This is a genomic window from Longimonas sp. (assembly GCF_040409695.1).
Classification (GTDB): Bacteria; Bacteroidota; Rhodothermia; order Rhodothermales; family Salinibacteraceae; genus Longimonas.
Genome location: NZ_JARWGJ010000215.1, coordinates 1 through 4,091 on the forward strand (window position 1 = coordinate 1; position 4,091 = coordinate 4,091).

Genomic DNA, 4,091 nt, shown 5'->3' on the forward strand with positions numbered 1-4,091 from the left:
CACGCCGGGCACACGCCTACAGGCATAGCGCTGGGAAACACCCCCATCTTGTCATTGCGAGGACGAAGGACGACGCAATCTCATACGCCCCTGTTCAAGACGGGCTGCTCTTGTGAAACGCACAGCCTCGCCACGCCCTTGCACGCGTGGGCCCCTGCCTACCGAGCAGGAGATGGTTCGGCTCCCGGCTTCGCCGTCCGCTCACCATGACACGCTCAGAAGGGCATTCTCCGTAGGGCACTCTCCGCAAGATGCCCTCCACAGTCATGTCACCTTGGGCGTATGCCGACGCCCGTCGGCAGAAGTCGAAAGGTCTCTCACGGGGCTGGCGGAACGTTCAAACAAGCACGCCCAACACCACCAGTCATCCTGACGCCACAGGCGGAAGGATTGCAGCACCTCCCGTACACGCCGGGCACACGCCTACAGGCATAGCGCTGGGAAACACCCCCATCTTGTCATTGCGAGGACGAAGGACGACGCAATCTCATACGCCCCTGTTCAGGCGGGGCTTCCTTGGTAGGGCGCACCAATCACCCCGCTATTCCCTGGCCTCTGCTACTTCCTCGTCCGGAGCGCGCCCTTCCATCACCGCTTCGAGCAGCGCCCGGTACGCCTCCTGCATCGCCTCGGTGGCGTACAGCTCGTTGTGGCCGCCCTCCTCCACAATGACCAGCTCCTTCCTTGAGGTGGTAGCGTCTTCGTAGAGCGTCTCAGCCATCTCAGGCGCGGTAATCATGTCGTTGGCCCCGCCTACAATAAGAAGTGGCCCCTGCAGGTCGGCGATGCGTGCCCGGTTGTTCTCCTGACGCAGCGCATCCGCAAACTCAAACCCGATAAAGGCCCGCAGATACCACGGGATGACCGTGTTGCCCCATTCACGTACGTTCGTAGCCGGGTTTTCGAGCACCACGCCGCCCACGGTGCGCTGCTCCGCCAGAAAGGTAGCCACAAACGCCCCGAGCGAATGCCCATGCACCACCAGCCGGTCAGGGTCCACCCCCAGTTCGTTCACCACGTAGTCGTAGACCGCGAGCGCATCCCGCTTTACCGTGCGCACATCGGGCGTGCCCTCGCTCTTGCCGTAGCCCCGGTAGTCCCACAGCAGCGCCCGCGCCGGGAGCGCCGCAAACGCATCCACATAACCACTGGACTGCACCAGGTAGAAGCCCTGCCCCCCAAAGAACAGCACCACCGGCTCGGCGTCGTCGGGCACAAGCCACCAGGCGTCCAGGGCTGCCGAGTCGCGCTGCGTGCCGGGCGACATAATCGTGTGCTCCTGCAGCGTTACGCCTTCCTGCTGAAACGTAGCCGGGGTGATCGACGGCTTGGGCATGAACACGTCCTCTTCAGCAATCGGAATGGACCCGCAGCCGGTGCACCCGGCAGCAACCACAAGGAGAACGGCAAACGCAGCGAACGAGCGAAATGCAGGGCGCAATACAGGGCGAAGTAGGGGACGGAGCACAGGGCGGATCATCAGCATAACAGGGTTGGAGGAATTGCACTGTGTGTCTGTACCCTGCATCCGCCTGTGGGTTTGGAACGGGATTGCTACATGTCGCGCGCCATCGCTTCTCCTTCGACCTCGGGCGGACGCGCAACGGGGAGGCGTCTCGGACGCACGGTGAACGTGACGGGCTCGTTCGAGAGCAGTTCGCCATCGGCGTTGAACCACATCGGCGGGGCGGCCTCGATGTGCACCTGGCGCGCCCGATAGTGGTCGACCAGTGGATGCGTGGTGTAGTCGCCCCCAAGCACCTGTGCGATGACACCCGCCACCGCGCCTGCGCGCCCCGCGCGCACCGTCACCACGTCGAGCAGCCCGTCGCAGGGGTCGGCGCCGGGTGCTACGTGGATGCCGCCTGCAGCGTACTGCGCATTCGCCACCACCACGTTGAGGAGCGGATCGGTACGCACGGGCACGCCGTCGAGCGTGAGCGTCGTGTCGTAGCGGCGCAGGCGGGGCAGCACGCGGGCAGCGCCCATCACGTACGCAAACGGTCCGAGCAGCGATTTTGGGTCGCCCGACACCACCTTGTCAATGTATCCGCCAAACCCGCCCGCGCACACGTTCAGGGCCAGAACGCGCGCGTCCCCCATCACCACATCGATCACATCCACGGGATGCGCCGGCCCGTAGACGGCCATGTCGAGCGCCTCAGGGAGCGATACAGGCAGGCACAGCGTCCGCGCCAGGTCGTTGCCCGTCCCCACCGGCACAATGCCCAGCGCCTCCAGCGAAGTCAGCGGACCCACCGCGTGGAGCGCGTTCAGCAGGCTATGCACGGTGCCGTCGCCGCCCGCCGCCACGAAGCGCCGCACGCCGCGCTCCCAGTAGGCCGCAACGCAGGCCCGCGCCTCTTTCAGGGTGTGCGTCGTGCACAGATCCACGGCCTCCGCATCCGCCACCCACGCCTGCAGCCGGGGCACCTGCACCCCGCCTCCCGCCGTTGCATTCGCCACCACGACCGCCTCGGGCATGTGCCTGCTTGCCATAGGCTACCCCTCGTTGGTCCGAGGCGTGTAGTACGGATTCGCATCCGGCGTTTCGCGTCCGTCGTGGATCGCGCTGTAGCGCACGTAGTTGTCGGCATACGGACGAATTGTGTCGACCTCGTCGTCGGTCAGCTCGCGCACCACCGTGGCGGGCTGGCCCAGCACCAGCGAGCGCGGCGGCACCTCGGTGCCCTTCGTAACGAGCGCCCCGGCCCCCACAATGCTGTGCGACCCGATCTGCGCGTGGTCCATCACCGTCGCGCCCATGCCAATGAGCACCGCGTCATCGATCGTGCACCCGTGGATGATCGCCCCATGCCCGATCGTCACATACGCCCCGATGTCGGTCGGCGCGCTGCCGTGGGTTACGTGCACCACCGTATTGTCCTGCACATTCGATCCCACCCCGATGCGAATCCAGTTCACATCGCCCCGCACCGTGCAGTGATGCCAGACGCTGGCATTCGCGCCAAGCGTCACATCGCCAATCACCACTGCCGTCTCCGCGATGTAGTTCGTGGCATCGTACTGCGGCGTAGCGCCCAGGAAGGGTTTAATCATGGTAGGGGGATGCGGGTGGATATCATTTACGAGAAAACGCCTTTTCATCATACAAAGGCGCGGCGGCGTTCGCAACGCCCACCCGGCCTCTCGCTGCGTACTCTCGACGTATTCCGGCTGCTCGTCGCGTCGTCAGCACACGTCTGCCAGGCCCGCATGGTGGGGACGTTGCCTCGGAGCACGAAGCGCCACGCTGCCGCGTCCCCTCCTACCGGCGCAGCCGGAAAGGAGGGGTGCCCGAAGGGCGGGGTGGTCCTTGCCCGAATGAAGATCCCGGGTCTCCGCGCTGCTCCGCCCGGGATGACGTGTGGTGAGTGGCGTGTTTGTTTGAGCGCCTCGCCAGCCCTGTGGGAGACCTTTCGACTTCTGCCGGCAGGAGCCGGCACCCGCTCAAGGTGACAGAACTACAGAGCATGTCATGGTGAGCGGATGGCGAAGCCGGGAGCCGAACCATCTCCTGCTTGGTGAGCAGGGGCGCACGTGTGCAGGGTCGTGGCGAGGCTGTGCGTTTCACCAAGGCAGCCCGCCCCGAACAGTACCGCATGAGATTGCCGCGCTCTCTTCGGTCGCTCGCAATGACAAGGTGAAGGATGGTTCTGCCGGGGTTGTCATCGTAGGGAGGAAGCACAGCGATCCATCCCCCTAAATCCCCCTCCGCCGAGGGAGACTTGGTGGGTTCCCTCTCCGCCCTGTCTTGCAGGGTGGCTCCGTTGCCGCGTCCCCTCCTACCGGCGCAGCTGGAAGGAGGGGTGCCCGAAGGGCGGGGTGGTCCTTGCCCGGACGAAGATCCCGGGTCTCCGCGCTGCTCCGCCCGGGATGACGTGTAGTGGGGGTGTTTTCCGGATCTGTCATCGCGAGGAAGGAGCGGAGCGACGGACGTGGCGAGGCTGTCCGTCTCACCAAGGCAGCCCGCCCCGAACAGACTGCCACGCCGCAAACTCCCCTCCTACCGATGCACCAGCATCGGAAAGGAGGGGTGCCCGAAGGGCGGGGTGGTCCTTGCCCGAATGAAGATCCCGGGTCTCCGCGCT

3 protein-coding genes are annotated in these 4,091 nt (G+C 65.5%); all 3 read right to left on the minus strand.

Features of this window, described 5'->3' with window-relative positions; genetic code table 11:
- Positions 1 to 541: 541 nt before the first annotated feature.
- The 3 genes from PPP56_RS13140 to PPP56_RS13150 all read right to left on the minus strand — a co-directional run bounded on the left by PPP56_RS13140 (position 542) and on the right by PPP56_RS13150 (position 3,060).
- On the minus strand, positions 542 to 1,480 hold the full coding sequence (locus tag PPP56_RS13140; RefSeq protein ID WP_353564509.1) for an alpha/beta hydrolase: 939 nt from the start codon (positions 1,478 to 1,480) through the stop codon (positions 542 to 544).
- A gap of 74 nt (positions 1,481 to 1,554) precedes the next feature.
- Positions 1,555 to 2,499 carry a diacylglycerol/lipid kinase family protein gene (locus PPP56_RS13145; RefSeq protein ID WP_353564510.1) on the minus strand — a complete coding sequence of 315 codons (945 nt, stop codon included), beginning with the start codon at positions 2,497 to 2,499 and terminating at the stop codon, positions 1,555 to 1,557.
- Positions 2,500 to 2,502: 3 nt separating this feature from the next.
- Entirely contained in the window at positions 2,503 to 3,060 is a 558-nt protein-coding gene (locus tag PPP56_RS13150; protein WP_353564511.1) for a gamma carbonic anhydrase family protein, read from the minus strand.
- Between the last annotated feature and the right edge of the window lie 1,031 nt (positions 3,061 to 4,091).